This is a genomic window from Myroides profundi, assembly GCF_000833025.1.
GTDB classification, from domain to species: Bacteria; Bacteroidota; Bacteroidia; order Flavobacteriales; family Flavobacteriaceae; genus Flavobacterium; species Flavobacterium profundi_A.
In genome coordinates this window covers 1,018,050-1,038,412 of sequence record NZ_CP010817.1, presented here as the reverse complement: position 1 = coordinate 1,038,412, position 20,363 = coordinate 1,018,050, and the positions used below count along the sequence as shown (strand labels likewise).

16 protein-coding genes are annotated in these 20,363 nt (G+C 33.3%); 2 read left to right on the top strand and 14 right to left on the bottom strand.

What is annotated here, in order from left to right; all coding sequences use genetic code 11:
- Nucleotides 1–1,009: 1,009 nt before the first annotated feature.
- A complete protein-coding gene (locus MPR_RS04720; protein WP_041889722.1) occupies nucleotides 1,010–1,705 on the bottom strand; it encodes a pseudouridine synthase in 696 nt (231 codons plus the stop codon).
- A 177-nt stretch (nucleotides 1,706–1,882) separates the two neighbouring features.
- On the opposite strand from MPR_RS04720, the gene yiaA reads away from it, so the two are divergent.
- Complete coding sequence (yiaA, locus tag MPR_RS04715) at nucleotides 1,883–2,365, top strand: inner membrane protein YiaA (protein WP_041889719.1); 483 nt, start codon at nucleotides 1,883–1,885, stop codon at nucleotides 2,363–2,365.
- Nucleotides 2,366–2,443: 78 nt separating this feature from the next.
- Here yiaA and MPR_RS04710 read toward each other — a convergent pair whose 3' ends face one another.
- From MPR_RS04710 to MPR_RS04690, 5 genes are read right to left on the bottom strand one after another with little or no spacing between them, the layout of a single operon-like run.
- Nucleotides 2,444–5,071, bottom strand: a complete 2,628-nt coding sequence (locus MPR_RS04710) for a peptidase associated/transthyretin-like domain-containing protein (protein ID WP_235280538.1) — start codon at nucleotides 5,069–5,071, stop codon at nucleotides 2,444–2,446.
- Nucleotides 5,072–5,127: 56 nt separating this feature from the next.
- On the bottom strand, nucleotides 5,128–5,913 hold the full coding sequence (locus MPR_RS04705; RefSeq protein ID WP_041889716.1) for a GLPGLI family protein: 786 nt from the start codon (nucleotides 5,911–5,913) through the stop codon (nucleotides 5,128–5,130).
- 4 nt (nucleotides 5,914–5,917) lie between these two features.
- Complete coding sequence (locus tag MPR_RS04700; RefSeq protein ID WP_041889713.1) at nucleotides 5,918–6,724, bottom strand: GLPGLI family protein; 807 nt, start codon at nucleotides 6,722–6,724, stop codon at nucleotides 5,918–5,920.
- Between the two features lie 17 nt (nucleotides 6,725–6,741).
- On the bottom strand, nucleotides 6,742–7,590 hold the full coding sequence (locus MPR_RS04695; protein ID WP_041889710.1) for a GLPGLI family protein: 849 nt from the start codon (nucleotides 7,588–7,590) through the stop codon (nucleotides 6,742–6,744).
- A 37-nt stretch (nucleotides 7,591–7,627) separates the two neighbouring features.
- A complete protein-coding gene (locus MPR_RS04690) occupies nucleotides 7,628–8,476 on the bottom strand; it encodes a GLPGLI family protein (protein WP_041889708.1) in 849 nt (282 codons plus the stop codon).
- 398 nt (nucleotides 8,477–8,874) lie between these two features.
- Here MPR_RS04690 and MPR_RS04685 point away from each other — a divergent pair, with 398 nt between their 5' ends.
- Nucleotides 8,875–10,293: an MATE family efflux transporter gene (locus MPR_RS04685; RefSeq protein ID WP_041889706.1), complete on the top strand. Its 1,419-nt coding sequence runs from the start codon at nucleotides 8,875–8,877 to the stop codon at nucleotides 10,291–10,293.
- Nucleotides 10,294–10,330: 37 nt separating this feature from the next.
- On the opposite strand, the gene MPR_RS04680 is transcribed toward MPR_RS04685, so the two are convergent.
- From MPR_RS04680 to MPR_RS04645, 8 genes are all read right to left on the bottom strand, one after another.
- Entirely contained in the window at nucleotides 10,331–10,798 is a 468-nt protein-coding gene (locus tag MPR_RS04680; protein WP_041889703.1) for a GNAT family N-acetyltransferase, read from the bottom strand.
- A 132-nt stretch (nucleotides 10,799–10,930) separates the two neighbouring features.
- A complete protein-coding gene (locus MPR_RS04675; RefSeq protein ID WP_041889700.1) occupies nucleotides 10,931–11,641 on the bottom strand; it encodes a CPBP family glutamic-type intramembrane protease in 711 nt (236 codons plus the stop codon).
- Nucleotides 11,642–11,780: 139 nt separating this feature from the next.
- Nucleotides 11,781–12,998 (bottom strand): DUF4374 domain-containing protein, encoded by a 1,218-nt coding sequence (locus tag MPR_RS04670; protein ID WP_041889698.1) that lies wholly within the window; start codon nucleotides 12,996–12,998, stop codon nucleotides 11,781–11,783.
- Nucleotides 12,999–13,018: 20 nt separating this feature from the next.
- Nucleotides 13,019–15,379 (bottom strand): TonB-dependent receptor, encoded by a 2,361-nt coding sequence (locus MPR_RS04665; RefSeq protein WP_041889695.1) that lies wholly within the window; start codon nucleotides 15,377–15,379, stop codon nucleotides 13,019–13,021.
- Between the two features lie 361 nt (nucleotides 15,380–15,740).
- Nucleotides 15,741–16,217: a hypothetical protein gene (locus tag MPR_RS04660; RefSeq protein ID WP_041889692.1), complete on the bottom strand. Its 477-nt coding sequence runs from the start codon at nucleotides 16,215–16,217 to the stop codon at nucleotides 15,741–15,743.
- 33 nt (nucleotides 16,218–16,250) lie between these two features.
- A complete protein-coding gene (locus MPR_RS04655; protein ID WP_041889690.1) occupies nucleotides 16,251–17,201 on the bottom strand; it encodes an NAD(P)-dependent oxidoreductase in 951 nt (316 codons plus the stop codon).
- Nucleotides 17,202–17,221: 20 nt separating this feature from the next.
- On the bottom strand, nucleotides 17,222–18,289 hold the full coding sequence (gene serC, locus MPR_RS04650) for a 3-phosphoserine/phosphohydroxythreonine transaminase (RefSeq protein WP_041889688.1): 1,068 nt from the start codon (nucleotides 18,287–18,289) through the stop codon (nucleotides 17,222–17,224).
- 994 nt (nucleotides 18,290–19,283) lie between these two features.
- A complete protein-coding gene (locus MPR_RS04645; protein WP_041889686.1) occupies nucleotides 19,284–20,342 on the bottom strand; it encodes an acyl-CoA reductase in 1,059 nt (352 codons plus the stop codon).
- Between the last annotated feature and the right edge of the window lie 21 nt (nucleotides 20,343–20,363).

Sequence of the window (20,363 nt, the reverse complement as noted above, 5' to 3'; positions counted from 1 at the left end):
TGTTATACTGTTTAGTCTATCATATCTCGCTGTAAAGTATCCTGACTTTGAGCTTTTATAAACTATTATCTTACTTACTCTGACACGCAAGATATTGCGTCTCTACTTTATGTTGGGGTGATTTGTAACCTGTGACATGTTCTGTAAACATTAACTGTGACACGCAAAATATTGCGTCTCTACTTTATATAGTGGGCGTAATATACACAGTTAACTGTTAATCTCTCGCTACGCAAAGTCTCCTGACTTTGAGGCTTTATAACACTAGTATCTTATTTACTGTGACACGCAAGATATGCGTCTCTACTTTATGTAGTGGCGTAATATACACTGTTAACTGTTAATCTCTCGTTATGCAGTGGCGTAATATACACTGTTAACTGTTAATCTCTCGTTATGCAAAGTCTCCTGATTTTGAGTCTTTATAACACTAGTATCTTATTTCCTGTGGACACGCAAGATATGCGTCTCTCCTTTATATAGTAGGCGTAATATACAGAGTTAACTGTTAATCTCTCGCTACGCAAAGTCTCCTGACTTTGAGGCTTTATAACACTAGTATCTTATTTCCTGTGGACACGCAAGATATGCGTCTCTACTTTATGTAGTGGCGTAATATACACTGTTAACTGTTAATCTCTCGTTATGCAAAGTCTCCTGATTTTGAGTCTTTATAACACTATTATCTTATTTACTGTGACACGCAAGATATGCGTCTCTACTTTATATAGTAGGCGTAATATACACAGTTAACTGTTAATCTCTCGCTACGCAAAGTCTCCTGACTTTGAGGCTTTATAACACTAGTATCTTATTTACTGTGGACACGCAAGATATGCGTCTCTACTTTATGTAGTGGCGTAATATACACTGTTAACTGTTAATCTCTCGTTATGCAAAGTCTCCTGATTTTGAGTCTTTATAACACTATTATCTTATTTACTGTGACACGCAAGATATGCGTCTCTACTTTATATAGTAGGCGTAATGTACACAGTTAACTGTCAACCTAATAATATTGTTCTAAGTCAAAGCCTAGTACAGCGTTATACTTACGATACTGCTCATCGATAGTTGCTCTAAGTTCGATAGTTTCTTTTGTAACAGGGTGTGTAAATTTCAGTTCTAAAGCATGTAATAACATTGCTCCTAATCCATGTGTATCAAGCCAAAGCTTATTCTGCTTATTACAGCCATGTGGACGACTCCCTAGAATAGGGTGAAAGATATGTTTAAAATGCTTGCGCAATTGGTGTTGCCTTCCTGTCTCAGGATAAGCTTCTACCAAAGAATAACGAGAAGTCAAATGCTTACCAAATGGCATTTCTATCTCTACTCTCTGCAAGGTTTTGTAATATGTTTTTGCTTTCTGTACTTGACCATTGTCGTTCGTTAGAGCATAATCAATTGTCTCTTCATCTATCGTATATCCTCTCACGATAGCGATATACTTCTTCTCTACACTACGGGTAGCAAAGTCATCATTAAGCTGTTTTAGAATCTCTTTATCCAAAGCAAACAATAATACGCCTGATGTCTTTCTGTCTAAGCGATGTACAGGATACACATACTGCCCTATCTGATCTCTTAAGATCTGGATAGCATACTCCTGGATGTCGCTTGCTATAAAAGATTTGTGTACTAATAAATCACGTGGCTTATTAATCGCTACTATATACTCGTCTTGGTAAAGGATTTCTAACATCTGACAAAGATAAAAAAGCAATAAAGACAATCACTAAAAACAGTACAACCTTATTACTATTCATCTAAAAGCGATAAACAACAAACAATTAAACAACATAACACACAATAAAATAAAAATACAATATTAAATATTATAAAAATTTATACATATATTTACTTCTTTAATACAAAAAATATGATAGAAGAAGAAAAAACAGAAACAAGAAATACAACGTCATCTAGTACTACTAATAGAGCACACTTACAAAATGACACTATTAATCTAGAGAGATTTAAACCTTCAGCGATATATACATTAGTTGCATGGATAGCTTTAGGACTTGGTATTACTAGTTATTGTATAGGTCTGTGGAATGCAGAGATTTTATTAAGTGAGAAAGGTTTTTACTTTACCCTTATTTTATTTGGGTTATTTGCAGTAGTTGCTTTACAAAAGAGTGTAAGAGATAAGATAGAAGGTGTACCTGTTACCCCTATTTTCTATACATTAGGATGGATTGGTACCTTAGCAAGTATAACATTACTAACTATTGGGCTAATCAATGCAGAAATGACTTTAAGTGAGAAAGGGTTCTATGCTATCTCTTATTTATTATCACTTTTCGCTGCTGTGAGTGTTCAAAAGAACGTACGTGATTTAGAGAATTTCAGTAAATAACTTTTATAATATCACTTTACAACAAAAAGAAAACCTCCAATCTTAATTATTAAAGATTGGAGGTTTTTTATATTCTATTTAAAAATTAAATCTTACTGATACTAAGAATTGTGAAGGTCTTAGTTTAAAGTTAGTTGTTGATGTCTGTATACTATTGATTACTACTTGTTCGTATTCTTTTGTATTCAATATATTATTCCACTCGAAGTCAAAGTCTATCTTCTTCTTCTCCCACTTAAAGCGATACATAACATCCATAAATCGGTTAGTAAACTTCTGATTGTTAAACACATTTTCTTTATAATCTAGTTTCCAAACAAAACTATGTGATTTAAATGGAATAAGATCTATACGCAGATTATGTGAGTTACCATAAGAATGTGTTGACTGCTTCATATCCTTTCGCTCAGTCTCCATATAATTAAAATCATACGTAAAGTTTAACCAATCAAAATAGTTATTCGTCAATTGTAAGCCGTAATTATAGTTGTATGTATTCACATCTCTCAAGGACTGATTAACTAATATCTCTGACTTACCTTTATTAACTGAGAAACTTCCTTTAATATTAGAGCTATACTCACTAAAGAACTTACCTAGGTTAATATTAGCACTTTGATTATTTGCAATATTCTTTTGATCTAAAGCTTCTAAAACAGACTGTCCATTCTCATCAATTGTCTGTGATAGTATAATCTTTTTCTCTTGGTAGTTATTATTTAAAGACCCATTAAAGAATATTCCATTAAAAGGATTTTTAAACTCAAACCTAAACCAAGAAAAAATACTCTGTGTATCTTCTATCTTCGCCTTATATGCTGTAAAGTTTAGTCCACTAAAAATATAGTGACTGTACAGTTGATCAAGAGGGGTATAGCTAGTACTCAAGGTACTTCCTCCTCTTAATGTCCACATATTATTAATCTTATATGACAGGTATAGTGATGGTGAGAAATCTACTGCATTCTTTGTAGTCTTCGCATCTATAGACTTATCATCTAGCTTCATAGATGACCATATAATAGGCACAGTAAATGTCATATCCCATGACACTCCCTTAAAATTAACACTCGAATTTAAACGATTTACAAATCTATTGTAAGTCAAATCATTCTGATAATTATCCCCTAGCCAAACAGACTGAGTATTATATCCGTATAAGTCTGTCTCAAAACGCTTATTCTCATACAATAAACTATACTCTTCTGTAAAGGTCCACTTTCTGTACTTCCACGAAAGTGATAAAGCATTCTGTGTATAAAAGGTATTGTCTAAGAATGACTGATTTAATAAATCGTATTTCTTCAAATCTTGATCAGGGAAGTTCACATTGCCATTCGCTACCACATCATAATCTTGTTTATCTCTGGTAAAGTCAATGATAGACTTAAAGTTAGCAAACTTATTACTACCTACTGGTACCAGTGTACTCAATGAATTCTGTAAGGTAAAAGAAGGAGATAATACACTCTGATTAATAGGGTCATTATTCTGTAATAATAGTCCTCTTTCTTTATTTCTACTTACATTAATCGTTATATAATCTTTTAAGTAATTGTCTTTTGTATTCTTCGTAATCGTAAACTTAGAGTTAAATGCTTCTTTAAAGTATCTGTTCTCATCTTTTCTACTATATCTAATTACATCACTGACATTGCCATTTGCGTCTAAGTTTCTAATCTCTGTAGATTGTGCTCCTGATTGCTTAACCTCATCATTGTTATAAAAAGCATTCGTATTCATCTCTATCTTATCTTTAAACTTCACTAAGAAGTTAGCTGAAACATAATGAGATTTATTGTCTAAATAACGTGATTTAGCAATACCTGGAGCAGACGTTGTACTCATAGACAGCGCCTGACCTGTACTCTTCGTATAATTATAAACATCAAAAGAACCAAAAGAGCCAAATGCTCTAAATTTATTACTAAGGTCTTCCCCTGTATTATTAGTATCATAGCTTACTAAGTATTGTAATCCTTTACTAAAAAACATCGGAGATATAGTACTATTCCATAAGAAGGGATCACCACCTACTCCTATTTTAGCACTACCACTTAAACTTATTTTATTCTTCAACCTAATATTAATAGCAGGACTCTCTGAAGGCACTTTTCCCTCTAACATCTTAATCGGCTGATGGTTTTCTATCACCTCTAGCTTGCTAACATGAAGATTAGGTAGAGCTTTAGTAATAGCCCCATATCTTCCTTGCATCAGGTCTTTACCTTCTACATAGAACTTATTTAGAGCTTTACCTTGATACTTTATCTCGCCATCGCTACTTACTTCCATTCCTGGCATCTTCTTTATCACATCTTCTAATACTCTATCATTCTTCCCTGCAAATTTGCTAAGATCAAATACTAGAGTATCATTGTGTTGAGTAATAGGAGAAGCTTTAACGAATATTTCTTCTAATTGTGTAAACTCATCTACTAACTGAATTTGAATATCCTGAGACTTATTCTCAATCACTTTTTCAAATACACTGTAGTTCACTATAGATGCCTTGATCTTTAATGTTGTTAGAGAAGACTTGATCGGTATCTGATAAGTCCCTTTGCTATCCGTCATTTCATAAGCTATTACAGCATTAGTCTCTGGATTAAGTATAGAAACAATGACATTAGATAATGCTTGTTTATTCTCACCATTTACTTTTCCCTTTAGAACTACTTGTGCCTGTAAAGGCAATACTATCATAAAGAAAAGTATGTATATCACATATTTCATCATTAATAAGGTCGTTTGGTTAATTACTAATAGAGCTCTATAGGATTAGGCTCTTTGCCAAATTTCTTAGTCATAAAATCAGAAGGTTCTTTGTCATCATTCATTAACTTTCCTCCTATTTCTTGTATGAGTTGCATATAAGTTTTATTGGCGTTTAATGTTTTTAATCGATTTAATTGTTTACCTGTTACTTCCTTGAAAAAATCTAATTCCTTTAATTCAACCCAGTAATTATGTACTCTCATACTCTCAGTAAACTCAAATACATAGTCTTTATTTTTATCCTCTGCTTTTACTACAAAACCTGGCAGATTCTTAAACTTATAAGGGCCTTCTATTATAGGTATCTCAGTAGTAAACCATACTGTCCAATTACGTCCACTTAGTTCTCCAGTTGCCTTCTGTACTTTCATACCATGATACTCTTCTATCTCACTTGAGATAGTCCATTGAATAAGATTAAGAGGCTGTTTTACTTTATAAGCTTCTAACGAATTAATCATCTCATAAAGAATAATACTACCTGAGTCTTTAGCAACCATCCAAGGCACTTGAGAATTTGGAATATCTATTTCTACCTTTTCTAAGTCAGCAACAAATTCCTGGTAAGTAAACTCATCATAGAACATAGAATTACTCCCATCTATATCTAGATAAAACTTCTCTGTGATAGGAAGACTATCAGGCATTACTTTTACATCATAAGGCTTAAAAGTCAATGAGTACTCATAACGCATAAAGTCTTTTTTCTCTTGAGCCATACTATGAATAGATAATAAAAATAGTACAACACATCCTATTAAATACTTCATAAATTTACTTTTTTAACCATTCAAGGTAATTACTACTATTTCCCACTTTCTTATTTAGCATCTGTTGATTCTCAACAGTATCTTCAAAATAAACAATCATACCTTGACTATCTAAATTCTGCTTAACTGTCATATTCGCCTTAACCTCTCTTAGCTTAACTAACTCACTAGTTTTATACAATCCAGCCTGTTTATATTCGTTGAAGTCTATTGGTATTTCGACTTTCTCACTCTTTCTAAACTCAAAAACATAATCTTCCTTATCATCCTGTGCTTTGACTACAAATCCTGGCAGGTTCTTAAACTTATAAGGCCCTTCTATGATAGGAATTTCAGAAGTAAACCATACTGTCCATATACGACCATTCAGTTCACCTATAGCCTTCTGTACCTGCATACCTTCAAACTCCTCTACAGTATCATCTATATTCCATTTGACCTGATTAACTGGACTTTCTATCTTCAACATAGTACCACTCACATTCTGAACATAAAATAGTTTATTAGCTTCCTTTACTAATACTGCTTCAAACCGTGTCTGTTCATCAGCCATACTAATCGACTTACCTATTAATCCACTATTCTCTTTTTTAGCTAAACGTTCTACACGGCTAGCATATCCTTTAGAATAAAAACGAGAAGAAGTATCCCATACATCTAAGAATACAGACTCTGTAAAGATTTCGTCTGATTTAACAGATGGTTTAAACGTTGCCTCATACTCATATCTCATGACCTCTATTTTCTCTTGAGCTAATGTTCCTAAAGCAACTAAAACAGTAACTGTAATACTAAATAAATACTTCTTCATAACTTAATCACTTTAAACTAATAGAACTCAATAGGTTTAACCTCTTTGCCTGTCTTCTTTTTTAGTTTATCATTGGTTATATCATTCCCCTTTTCATCTACTACCTTTACAATAGTACCTGCTCCTATCTCACTCATCATTTGAGAGACACTTTTATTAGCATTGACATTCCTAATCTTATCCCATTGTTTCTTATTGACTTTCATGGCATTTTTATGTCTATCCATTAGCCAAAATTCCGCTGTGACTTTTTCACTCTTTAAGAACTCAAACTTATAATCACCTGTACTATCCTCTGCTTTGACTACAAATCCAGGTAAATTCTTAAACTTATAAGGTCCATCTATCAAAGGGATATCTTGAGTAAACCACACTGTCCAAGTACGTCCACTCAGCTCTCCTACCGCTTTCTGTACCTTCATACCATTGTAATCTTCTATATCTCCAGAAATATTCCACTTAATTAAATTACTAGGTTCTTCTACATTATACGTTTCTATTCCTGAATTTTCATAAGTATTTAAGTTTGCTTGATCCTTATAGATAATCCAATTTACTTTACTTCTAAATTGACCTAAAGCTTGGAAACGCGCTGTATGATCTGCTGTTTTTTTAGCTCCTGTAGTGTACTCTATAAGTGTTTCTTCTCTTTTAATATTTCCTTCACTAGCAAATCTAGATTCGCTATTCTGTACATCTAGATATACTATTTCAGTTGCATTATTAGAAGCATTAACATCATCAGCCGTTTTGGCTGAGGGCATGGTCATCTGATACTCATATCGCATGACCTCTATTTTCTCTTGAGCTAATCCACTTATACTAGTTATAAACGCAACTATACTAATCACTAACAATTTATTCATAATCTATAGTTTTTTATTATATGTGTTCCCCCACCTACTAATAGAACTCTATGGGTTTACTTTCTTTTCCCATCTTCTTCTTGGTCATCTCATCCGTTATATCCTTTCCTTTTTCATCTACCATTTTAAAAGTCGCTGTACCTCCTCTTTCATTCATAATCTGTGAGAAGCTTTTATTTGCATTTACATTTCTAATCTTATCCCACTGCTTCTTATCTATTTTCATCGCTTTCTCTTGTTTATTTGATAACCAAAAATCAGTAGTAACTCTCTCACTCTTTAAGAACTCAAACTTATAATCACCAGTACTATCCTCAGCCTTTACTACAAATCCAGGTAAATTCTTAAACTTATAAGGCCCGTCTATCAAAGGGATATCTTGAGTAAACCACACTGTCCAAGTACGTCCACTCAGCTCTCCTACTGCTTTCTGTACCTTCATACCATTGTAGTCTTCTACATCACTAGAAATACTCCATTTCACTAGATTATTAGCCTCTTCTACATTATATGATTCTATACCAGAAGATGCATGGGTATTTAATGATGTACCATTCTTATATACTGTCCATTTTACTCTACTCTTAAATTGACTTAAAGCCTGCATACGAACTGCAAAATCAGCATCCTTCTTAGCTCCTGTAGAGAACTCCATTAATGTTTCTTCCCTGCCAATATTTCCTTCACTAGCACATCTAGACTCACTTCCTTTTATATCTAGATAAATAATTTCTGTGCTACTCTGAAGTGCTTCCTCATCTCCAGTAGCACTAGTAGTAGGTAATGTTAATTGATACTCATATCTCATTACCTCTATTTTTTCTTGTGCATTAGCTAACATCACACTGCATAATGCTGTTACTGATACGTAAATCGCTTTAATCATATACTATAGTTATTTATGGTTTATACTAACTATGATTTAAATTCATTAACATTTATATTCTTTCGACACAGCCTTAATAAAACAATATAACACTAATAATCAAAAATTAATAAATATAATAAAATCATTAAAATCAAAAACTAACTTATCTTCATCAATAAATAGTTACTCAAACTAACAACTATTTATTTAGTTTTACAACTAATTAAATAGTTTATATAAAAAATAATTACCCTTATTAAAATAAGATACTTATTTTCAATCACTTAAAAAAAGAAACTAGAATAAAATGTTCTATTTATAAATACCATTGGAATAAAAAAAGAGTTAACTCTTATCTTAATTACTTAATCAACTTATCTTTGAATCCTTAAATACCCTAAGGCAATTCATTAAGTATGTCAACAACAACATTTAAATCAAAAAACAATATATTTTCTCTGATTAAACAGTCCTTCTCTAACGAGAACTTTGACTTGACAAATATGTCTATTAATAAAGCTGTTTTTCTACTAGCTATTCCTATGATGTTTGAAATGCTAATGGAGTCAGTGTTTGCTTTAGTTGACTTATACTTTGTAGGGCATTTAAAAGAGAGTGCCTATGCTATTCAGAGTGTAGGATTAACAGAGTCACTGCTATCTATTATTTACGCTATATGTATAGGGATTAGTATGGCGGCCACAGCTATAGTAGCTAGACGTATAGGAGAAAAAGATAAAGAAAAAGCGGCACAAAATGCAGCACAAGCCATCACACTATCAATATTAATCACTATTGTATTAAGCGTATTAGGTTTTATCTATGCAAAAGACTGGTTACTATGGATGGGAGCATCAGAAGCTTCTGCAGAATATGGATACGGATATACCAGAATCTTACTAGTCAGTTGTGTATCCATCATGCTATTATTCCTTATTAACGGAATATTTAGAGGAGCAGGGAATGCAGCCATAGCCATGAAAAGTCTTGGTTTTGGTAATATCATTAATATCATTCTATGCCCTATTATGGTTAGAGGATGGTGGATATTTCCAGAAATGGGACTAGAGGGAGCTGCCTATTCTACAGCTATAGGACGTAGTATGGGGGTAGTTTATCAGCTGTATTATCTATCTAAAAAAGATTCACTTATCCAGTTAAAACTAAAGTACTTCAAAATACAATGGGATATGACCTGGAATATCATCAAGATCGCTGTACCAGGTATGGTGCAGTATATGATATCTACTTGTAGTTGGGTTATTCTTGCACGCATAGTAGCGCAAAGTGGAGGAGAAATAGGCTCGTCAGGTTTCTTGACATGTTTACGCCTTCTTGTTTTCTTTATTCTTCCTGCATGGGGATTGAGTAATGCTGCCTCTACTTTAGTTGGTCAAAACTTAGGAGATAACAATCCCGACAGAGCATATAAATCAGTGATTGCAACTTTAAAATACAATGTCTTCTATATGGCTATTGTCACTATTATATTCTTTAGTATGGCCGAAATTTTAGCTTCATTCTTTACAACTGATGAAGCTATTAAAGCAGTTGCTAAGGAAGCAATGTATATAGGAGCTATCGGTTTTATAGCTTATGGAGCAGGAATGACCTTGATGAATGCCTTTAATGGAGCTGGAGATACTGTTACCCCTACAATAATAAATATAGTTGGGTTCTGGTTATTTCAGATACCTTTTGCTTATTTAATGACTTATCATTTTAATTTTGGTTCTACAGGAGCTTTTATAGCTATTCCCTCTGCCGAATTAGTAATCGCTATTCTTGCCTTTATTTTATTTAGGCGAGGTAAATGGAAGAAGAAAAAAGTATAATAAAAATGCCTTAACAGATGATGTTAAGGCATTTTATCTATTTAGTATATTCTGATGCTTTTCTAATCATATCCACATGTGGAATACCATCTTCTAAATACTCTTCAGAAGAGGCTACAAATCCAAATGAACTATAAAATCTCTTCAAATAACACTGAGCTCCAATCTGAATATCTTGAGCTCCAAACTCCTCTTCTATCTTATCTATAGCATGTTGCATTAAGATACGACCATAACCATCCTTGCGATAATCTGCATGTACAGCTACTCTTCCTATAGCTATTTCTGGATAACTAAGTCCAGGAGGGACAATACGAGCGCAAGCAACGACTTGATCTAACTTCGTCGCATAAATGTGTAAACATTTCTTATCCTTACCATCTAATTCAGGATAAGGACAATTTTGTTCTACCACAAATACATCCGTACGTAAACGCATAATATCATATAATTCACTCACTGTCAACTCATCAAAAGCTTTGGTATGCCAATGGATACTATTCATAACTCAATATTTTAAAGTCTATTACTCAAAGATAATTATTACAAATTAACATATCGTAATTTTTATTTAAAACACATTAATCATTTATAGTTAAATCCTCTTCACTTAATGTAACCTTCTAAGAACACCTATCTATTTAATAACACCAGTCACATACAATAATAACATAGGAATAGTATTATAGATTATATGTATCATACAATTATAACCAAAACCAAATCTCATCCGTATATATCCGAGTAGAAGTCCTCCTATGAACTGAGGAAGAAACAACAAAGGGCTATATACAAGTACTTCAGTATTAATTGTATAAAAGTTACTAATATGCATAATCATAAACAAAAATGTGTAACTGTAAAACACATACCCAAAATACTTCTCATGTCTCTCTTTAAGTATCACTATATTATTTCTATGTAGATAAAGATAGGTACACAGTATCACGTAGAATACCCCTCCTACTATGAAGGCTATACTCAGATTAATCCTATACAAGATCCAAAGGCTATATACTAATGTAAGAGGAGTACTTAACAACAAATACCAACTCTTAAACCTTAGAGCTAATCTAAAAGCAGCCTCCTCTGCTAAAGGTCCTAATAATACAATAAACAACACAGCGACTAATAGTCCTTTGTCAGCTATAAAATCAAACAATCTAGCTGTCTTAGGTAATGGAACTATTTTATTAATACTGAATATATAAACTGTTATCACTATTAATGTAAAAACAACTAATAACAAGCTTCTTCTTACTTTCTCTTTCTTGCTAATATCTAACACTTCAGTATGAGGTTGTCGTATATAATGGATAAAATCACTAATGATTACTGATATACTCATTTTTATTAAGTCAATAATTTTACAATACAAGATAAACAAAAAAACAGTAATCACGTTTCCATGATTACTGCTTCAACAACTTATTATACTCTGAATTTGCCTAATTCAAAACACCCTAACTAATTTATTTTAACTGCTACTATTGTACAGACTCTAATTTAGAGATAGCTGTTACATCATTTGCATTTTCGATTGTAATACCTTTTTTAGCAATACCTGTTGCAACATCAATATTGTATACTTGGAAACGATTTGTCTTCTCTATTGGAGCTACATAGTGTACTGTTTTCTTATCTTTCTCTACATATATCTTTTGTTTATATGGCATTTGCGCATGCTCAGCGATAGTGTCTATCCATCTAATAGATTGAGTAGATACATTTACGATTGCTAACTTAGTCACACCAGACCAAGTACTTTCAATATTCTTATCTACAAATAAGCTCACTAAGAACTCATTACCTCCAATGTACTCTGCACGAGATAACTTATGTCCTCCTGTTGCTTTTTGCACATCAAAGAAATATCCTTTATCTATCTCGTGATTCTTAATTCTAATAAATGCAGAAGGATTCTTAGACTTCTCAGCAGGTGACCATGCATATACAGATCCATCTTCTACTTGCTGAACACCATTCATCCCAAACCAGCTTCCTATTAACCCAGTTCTATCATCTATAATGGTTTTACTAACTTTAAGACTTGGATAATCAACTACTGCAATAAACGTATTGTCTCTATACTTGGTATCTCCTTCTTTAGGCGACACAGAATAAGGAATATATAATTTATCTGTTCCTACTGCAAATACCCCAGTTAAATTACGACCTCCAGCTTCTTCATCCTTATATTTCAATTTATCAAAATCAACAGCTCCCTTATGAGTCATTTGCTTTAACTCTGTATTTATAGCAAATAAGTTTCCTCCTAACGTAGCACTTACTACCTCTGTTTTTCCAATATTTCCATAACTACCAATAGTTTCAGTTGCTAATTTAGTTCCTTCTACTATTTCGTTCTTAGCATTTAGACTATAGAATGTCAATGGGCTTTGTCCACTGAATCCGTATACAGCAGCCATTAATTGATTGTTTTGTACGAAGAATGAATAAGAATCAGTTTCGATACCATTGTTCTTATCTATTTTTATAACACCTTCTGTTAATGACGATGCGGTTGCTATATATTTTGTTCCTCCTTCTTGTCCTGTCAAGGAGTTAATCACAAATACATAAGAACTAGCTTTTTTACCTTCTTCAGGAGTTGTTGGTTTTTCTGGTGATGAGTTGTCATCACTACTACATGATGCTATTAATACAAGTGATAATAGACCTAGTGTTTTTTTTATGATATTCATATTATATTTAATTATGTTTTTTATAAATTATATCTCAGTTTTAAAGTAACTGAACGACTTGGCTTTTGTAAACTGAAGTTGTCATACAATGTTTTATTAGCTAAGTTCTTTACCTCCACGGCTACATTATATCTTCCATCACGAATAGCATAGTGCAAACTGATATCTTGTGAGAATTGCTCTGGTATATATCTCTTATACTTAGCGATACCTGCGCTTGGCGCATATAGATAATATTTTTGTACATACATCATATTATAGTCTAGGCGCAAACTATTCTTAGATCCAAATACTTCTTTAAAATTAAATGACACCATACCATTTCCATATAGGTAAGGGATGTTAGCCACTCTATCTCTATATAAAGCACTTACCTCCTCAGAGTTATTCTCATACTTCATATCGTTTAAAATATCTTGGTAAGTAACATTAGCCATCACAGAGAAGAAATCTTTGTAGCTATATCTTATCTCTCCATCAAAAGATTTTACTAATACCCCACCGATATTTCTATTTACTTTTTGAGCTGCAGTACCTTGCCCTGTATTTACTTCCTCCTTTATATAATCTTTAGCTTTTCGATATAAGAAATTCGTCTCTACCTTAAATTGGTTTACTTCATTAATAGTAAATCCATATTGAAGTCCCACATTGAAGTTATTACTAGACTCTGGTTTTAGATTATAATTAGAAGCTAAGTTTACCTCATCTCCAAACATCTCATACGCTTCTGGCATACGTATACTGTGTTCAAAAGAACCTTTTACTTGTAAGTCTGGCAGTATATTATAAGCTGTAGCTACTCCATATCCAGTAAAGTTCTGCCTATTGTCTTGAGTGAAGTAAGTCTCGTTATAATAGCGTTCTGAGTAATTATATTGGAAGTATTTTTTTAGAAATACTATTGCATTCCACTTTTCATTATGCGTATATTGGTAACTAAAACCTAGGATAGCCTTATTAGATTTCTTAGGTAGATTATTATTCTTTAATGAAGCGTCTAATAGATCCTCTCCTTTTCTATTGAATAAAGACAAGTTATAGTTTACCGCAAACAGATGATGCTCACTTAGCGCATAATTCGCATTAGCGATTACTGATCCATTATTATTCTTATACTTAAACCTTCTTCTCTCTATCTCCCCTCCTTCTTTCTTTAAAGTGTTTTTTATAATATAATCTCCATCCCAATTATACAATCTATTCATTGTATCTACTGCTTGTTCACTACCTAGATTATAATTTGCATTTACAGACACATTCAGATTTTCTACTAAGAAATCTCTCTTTGTATAACTAAGGCTAGGCAAGATTAAGTCTCCTTTAGTAAATCTCCCTCCATAGACATCCTCCATTCTATTACCCGTCTGAATTTGATTGTAATTCTTTCCTAACGTAATACCAAATAGTAACTCATCAGCATACCACTTATTTACCATACCACCTTTTAGGACAATTCCTTCATTGTGATAACGATCGTGGAAACGACGAACTCTTTTTGGCGTAAGTACTCCTGTTTCAAAATTGTGAACATCTACATCCACTTTATAATCATTGTCAGAATAGTTTTGATAAGCATTTAATTGAAGCTTATATCCTTTGTCTGTAGTCATTCCCATGTTCACAGATGAACGCACAGTATTAAAAGAACCATAAGATACTGTCGCATCTAAATATTTATGCTTTGTATTCTTAGTGATAATATTTAGAGCACCTCCTAGAGCATCCCCTCCTAAACTAATAGGAACTACCCCTTTATAGATTTCTATGCGTTCTATCATATTTACAGGGATATTGTTTAGTTGAAAAGAAGATCCTACACCTTCTAAAGGAACTCCATCTAAGTAGAATTTGATCTGATTTCCACTAAAACCGTTTAGAGCAAAATTAAAGTTAGAACCAAGTCCCCCTTCTTCACGCACACGTACTCCAGCACTTCTATTTAAGATCTGATTGACATCAGATACTGTATTGGCTAAAGCTTTTACCTCTACAGCGTTTACAGTATAAGCACTTTGTCTTACCTTTTCACTAGCACTCTTAGCTTTAATATTAATTTCACTTAATTGCTGTTGTTGTTCTTTTAATTTTACTGACAGCACTTTAGTAGTTTCTTGGTCAAAAGTAATAATGCTTTTAAAAGAACTATATCCCATAAAACTAATCTCTATGGTCTCTTTTTTATTCGGAACTTTAAATTCAAAGTTTCCTTTTTCATCAGTCTGAGTAGACTGATTAGATTCTATACCAACAACAGTTGCATAAGCTATTGGTACATTTTTTTCATCTAACACTTTTCCTTTTACAGAATAAGCCAGTTGTTGAGCATGGCAGAAAAGGGTAAAAGAGAATAAGAACGTAAGTAGTATATATTTTTTCATTTAAGATTGTATTGCTCAAAAGACACTTGATAACAGATAATCTGCCTTTTGATTACTATATATTGAATATTTAACTAAGATGTCAATCACAAATAAGAGTTTATCCTTACCTCTTAAATATTTAACAGCTATTTATGTACTCCATAATTAACAACAACTTTTCAATAATCTAACAATCAATATATTGTAAAAAAACAATTACCAATTATTATTTAGACCAATTTTATATAAATGCAAATATATAGTAAATCTTAACATAAAATCAAGTTATGAGAACTTTTATTTTTAATAATTCTAAATAAAATAAAAAGCGGTTACTCACATAGTAAGTAACCGCTTTTATATTAATACGTTATAACGACTAGAACAATCCTTTTAATTTATCGATTGCTCCTCCTAATCCTTCTTTTCCTCCTAGTAAAGATCCTAGCATGTCTTGTGCTCCTCCTTGTCCTAGTCCACTTAAGATTGTAGATATATCAAAACCTGATTCTCCTCCTTGTATTTTAGCTACTATAGCTGATACCACTTGTGGTACTACACCATTAGCAAAACTTCCTGCTACACCTTCTGATAAACCTAATTTTCCAACTAATCCACTGATAAGATTACCTATCATCCCTGTTACGATAGGATTAGATGCGATATTAGAAGCTTGACCTGATAATAAATTTGTCAATCCACTAATATCTCCAGAACTAACACTATCCTTTAATCCATTGATAATGCTGTCTCCTGTTTCTTTAGTAACTGCACTTGTAAGATCTGAAGTGATCCCTCCTTTAGCTACTTCACTAGAACTGATTTGTTCTACTAATTTTGTAATTTGCTCTAACATAGTTTTATTTTTTTAGATGCATAAAACTACTTATTATTTTCGCAATACTTGCATTTTCTCAAAAATTTCATCCCATATTAACACTTTGCTTTCATCTGTAGAAGCATTAATATTAGGCGATAAAGAAAAAGCAGGTTGCATCAGCACTTGAATAGCGGGATGAGGCTCCTCTTCGAATCGATCAATCCCAGCAAACAAAACCGTTTCAGCATTTACTACATCCACTAAATCCACTTCGTTAACCGCCTCCGGATAAGCACAATTAATCACTCCTATCAAGTTATGAGCATGACTAAACGCCTCTTTATCTAAGATATACTTTTGATAATGTTTGGTATGAATAGTGATAAAATGAGAATCGTGTAGTAATCTATGCATATCTGTAGAAACCAGATCTACTCTAAAATGTATTCCGTTAGGCAATACAAAGTCAGCTTTAATCTCTGGAACAGAAGCATCTGTATACAATACATTCATTCCTAAGGCCAACGCCTTTTGAGCCACCTTCTCACCTGCTGTGTTTAAACCTATAATCCCAAGTGTCTTACCTGCTAATTCGATCCCATTGCTATAAGACTGTTGTAGAGATTTAAAACTAGCATCTCCTTCCAGCGGCATATTACGGTTCGACTCTTGTAATAAACGACAACCTGAAAACAAATGGGCAAATACTAACTCTGCAGTAGCATTAGATAACGCTTCTTCTGCCCATATTACCTTAATACCACAACTTTTAATATAATCTATACTATCTAAATCTATCGAGGTACCAGCAAAAACTATAGCCTTTAGATGAGACATCTCATCTATCATTTTCTTATTCAATAAAGTCCCCTGTTGTAACAACAGAACCTCTATCTCATTCTTACTCGTATAATTAACTAACTGTTCGTGAGCTACACGAACCTCTTTTACTTCAAATCCTAATCCCTCTAAGCCGTTCTTTACTTCTTCTGGGATACCATCATTCGCTAATATTCTCATCTGCGTTATTTGGTTCTTTATTAAATCTTTGATTTCATCGTATGTAACACTTCTACTAGAGCATCCACACTCTCTTGCTTCAAGGCATTGTATAGCGAAGCACGATATCCTCCAGCTACTCGATGACCTTTTATATTCGTGATATTCGCCTCCATACATAATGTATCGAAAACGCTTTTCATTGTCTCTTCTTTAAAATCAAAAGTCACATTCATCCTTGAACGATATGCTACATCAGCTAGCCCTACTACATAATCTAACTCATCTATAGCACGATACAGAGTAGCTGCTTTTTGAATATTAATCTTTTCGATAGCCTCTACACCACCTAGATGCTGTAACCATCTCAAGTTTAATAAACTCGTATAAATAGCAAACACATTAGCTGTGTGATATAAACTACCTTTATCGATATGCTCTGCATAATCCATCATTTGAGGTATCATGCGACCTGACTTACCAAGAATACTATCTTTTACTAAAACAACACTTAATCCTGCAGGGCCTATATTCTTTTGTGCTCCAGCATAGATTAGGTCAATTTTATCACAGTCATACACTCTCGAATAAATATCCGAACTCATATCACAGACTATCGGACAGTCTGCCTTAGGCACATCGTTAAACTGTGTACCATAGATTGTATTATTAGAGGTGTAATGCACATAATCTAGCCCTGAAGGAATAACGATATCTTCTGGAATATAAACATACTTTCTATCCTTAGAAGAGGCTAATACCTCTACTTGACCGAACGCTTCTGCCTGTGTTATAGCTTTAGAAGACCAATTACCAGTATCAATATATCCTGCTCTTGTCTGCATTAGATTATATGGAACTCTTAAGAATTCCATACTTGCTCCTCCTTGTAAGAATAGAGCTGAATACCCCTTCCCTTCTAGTCCCAACAGAGACAAAGCCAAATACTGTGCTTCTTCTAGTACAGCTATAAACTCCTTACTGCGATGAGAAATCGAAAGTATAGATAATCCACTCCCATTAAAATCCAATACAGCATCAGCAGCTCCTTTATATACCTCATCTGGTAATAGACATGGGCCTGCACAGAAATTATGTACTTTAATCATGTTTTTTGTTTTTTCTATGAAACTGTGAATATGTGAAACTGTGAAATCGTTTTTTTTGTGATGTTGCTTTTTTGTGATGTCGTGAAATCTTTTAATCTATAATCCTTAAATTAGACTATCAGTTGACACGGATTTATAATCCGTGTCATATTCTATAAACATTAACTGTGACATGCAAAATATTGCGTCTCTACTAATGCTGGTGTGGTTTGCAACCCGTACCTTTATTTACTGTGACACGCAAAATATTGCGTCTCTACTAATGCTAGGGTGATTTACAACCCGTACCGTATATCAGTTGGCGCGGATTTATAATCCGTGCCATGTTCTGTAAACATTAACTGTGACACGCAAAATATTGCATCTCTACTAATGCTGGTGTGTTTTGTAACTCGTACCGTATATCAGTTGGCGCGGATTTATAATCCGTGCCATGTTCTGTAAACATTAACTGTGACACGCAAAATATTGCATCTCTACTAATGCTGGTGTGTTTTGTAACTCGTACCGTATATCAGTTGGCGCGGATTTGTAATCCGTGCCTTGTTCTATAAACATTAACTGTGACACGCAAAATGTTGCGTCTATACTAATACTGGTGTGGTTTATAACCCGTACCGTATATCAGTTGACGCGGATTTATAATCCGTACCATGTTCTGTAAACATTAACTGTGACACGCAAAATATTGTGTCTCTACTAATGCTGGTGTGTTTTGTAACTCGTACCGTATATCAGTTGGCGCGGATTTGTAATCCGTGCCTTGTTCTATAACCATTAACTGTGACACGCAAAATGTTGCGTCTATACTAATACTGGTGTGGTTTATAACCCGTACCGTATATCAGTTGACGCGGATTTATAATCCGTGACATGTTCTGTAAACATTAACTGTGACACGCAAAATGTTCCGTCTCTACTAATGCTGGTGTGGTTTGTAACCCGTACCGTATATCAGTTGACGCGGATTTATAATCCATACCATCTCTAATCACTACAATCCTAACAAAAACGCTATTGTATCCACATTATCAGCATAATCCCATAACTGTGGTTCTTGTGTCTGTCCAAAAGCAATACTGCCGTCTACTAGATTATTAGACACGATACATTGTATCTTATCTGCATCCTCAGCTAATCTTGCTTTTACCTCATTAATATCAGTATAATATTCATAGAATACAGACGATATAGGTGAAGCATATCCTTTATCTTCTTTTACAGTTAAGAAACCATTATCTAGAATCTTAAACTCACTCATTAAGAATACAGCTTTATTATAATCATAGTTATTAGAATACTTTTCATATTCGATAACATCTTTGTACTCAAACATACCTTGATAAAAACTATCAAACACATACCCTTCTGGCACGAATATCTTAGATACATTACGACATCCTAAGCCGTAGTATGTAAACACATCTTTACCTAAAGCCACCATGTCTTCATGACTTTCTGTACCATCTAGCACAGCAACAGAGTTTCTATTCTTGCGTATAATATTAGGTACACTATTAAAGTAATAATCAAAATAACGAGCTGTATTATTACTTCCTGTAGCTATCACTGCATCAAATCCTTCCATCTTCCCTTCAATAAAGTCAAAACGACTAGCAAATCCAGGTTCTACAGCTACTAAGTAAGAAGTTAAAAAAGGAAGTAATTTCTGGTCATTAGAAGACATTTTTACCTTAGCGATATTACCCGAAATCAATACACTAATAAAATCGTGAAATCCTACTAAAGGAATATTACCTGCTAAAATCAATCCTACGCGCTTATTAGGCTCAGTAGAAAAATCATATTTTGAAGTCCACTTATCTAAATTATCTTGTGTCAACGCACTTGCCCAAGAGTTGATCGAGATCACTACTTGTTCTAATGTGAACCATCCATTATAGTTTACTGAGCTGTGAATCAGCTCTTCAAACTTTGAAAAAAATTCATCATTATGACATACATCATTGTTTTTTACAAATTCATTTGCAGCGAATTGGCTCAAAAATTGACCTAACTTAACAAATGCATTTTTTTTAACATCTAAATTCATATTGACTTGTTTGTGAATTGT